Below are 1,304 nucleotides of genomic sequence, written 5' to 3'. Positions count from 1 at the left end.
TAATTCTTGGGCTGCCCATTTCTCCATTTTTTTGCTTACCTCCACCTTAATTCCTTCTTTCAAAACTATACCTATCAATCGTTTCCCCTTTTTTTAAGTTTCTTCTCTTTTTGTTAAGAAAGATCCGACTAATGGATAGCTTGATAAGGGGGGTGTCTGATAATTTTTAACGACTACCTACTTAAATAGGACAAAATTAACTTCTCAGTTAGAATAGACACTCTTGCACTTAGGGACTTGCGCTTTGATAATGTACCTTTTTGGCGAACGCGGTCATTGGTGTCAACTTAAGGGAAGAGGTTCCCATAGTTGTCGATGGAGAGCCTCTTTCTCTCGATGTCGCTGACGTTCAGCTTTAATCAGTCCAAAAAGTTGAGCGCGTTCGGCTAAATAGCTGATTACATCTGGGTTTTCGCCCCGAGAGAAAGCCTTCGCTACATAGTAAAGGCTTCTAAAAACCATCTCGACAGAAATTTTTTCTTGCGGCTGATGGAGAGCTACAGCCACATCTTGAACTATCTGAGTGAGAACAGTATAGAAAATCAAGGTAGTGAGAATTTGGATTTGTACGCCGTTAGTGAGTCCAACCCATAAATAGGCCAGTCCTAAGAGTCGCTTAGTTAAGAGAAAAGCTTCTTCTATCTGCCATCTTCTTCTATACAAATCACAAACTTCCTCAGCGGATAGTTGTTCAGAATCAAGCACGTTTGTCAAATAATCATACCAAGTATTTCCCCAAAGAACTGAGACTAATCTGACGGTCGAATGGCAAGGATTAGAGCGATACTGACCGAGGGTAATAATCTCATCTCGGTAAAGTTTTCCTGCGGACAAAAATTGCTTTATTTGGTAAGATGTTTTCCCCCTCATGCGGGTAAGAAAATATTTTTCTTCCTTAGTAAATTGGTCAAACCACGGAAAACTAAAAAAGCCTAGGTCAACGACTAGCAAGCCTGATGTAGGTAGCTCATTTATTAATTGTTCTGCCCATACTTTATCGTTACATCTCTCATTTTTATGAGACCATACTGTCACAGGTACTTGCGTAAATGCCTCAACAATCATCATTATTCTTCCAGCCAATTTCCCAGATTCCTTCTCGGAAGCTTTCAGCCTTTTCCTCAGCTGCTCTAGGGTTGAGCCATCGGCTATCCAAATAACACTGGCTCTTCGGGACTTGGTATGGTTCGATAGGGGGGCATAAATCGACTAAATCCTTATCTGGCAAGAGACTTAATTGATTAGTTCGCTCTAGATAGAAAACAATTGGCCAAAATCGAAGCAATGCCTTTCTCTATAAGGGT

The 1,304-nt window shown here is 40.7% G+C and carries 2 protein-coding genes; both read right to left on the bottom strand.

The annotated features are described in order from the left end of the window. Positions 1–282: 282 nt before the first annotated feature. Positions 283–1,125, bottom strand: coding sequence for an IS4 family transposase (locus PX482_RS18405; RefSeq protein WP_230401060.1), 843 nt, complete (start codon positions 1,123–1,125; stop codon positions 283–285). After that, on the bottom strand, positions 1,055–1,285 hold the full coding sequence (locus PX482_RS18400; RefSeq protein WP_288026627.1) for a hypothetical protein: 231 nt from the start codon (positions 1,283–1,285) through the stop codon (positions 1,055–1,057). The genes PX482_RS18405 and PX482_RS18400 overlap by 71 nt, the downstream gene beginning before the upstream one ends. Positions 1,286–1,304 lie beyond the last annotated feature (19 nt).

The organism is Microcystis sp. M53602_WE12, assembly GCF_030065455.1.
Classification (GTDB): Bacteria; Cyanobacteriota; Cyanobacteriia; order Cyanobacteriales; family Microcystaceae; genus Microcystis; species Microcystis aeruginosa.
Note: the sequence above shows the minus strand (reverse complement) of the source record. Positions and strands in the feature narration are given on the sequence as shown.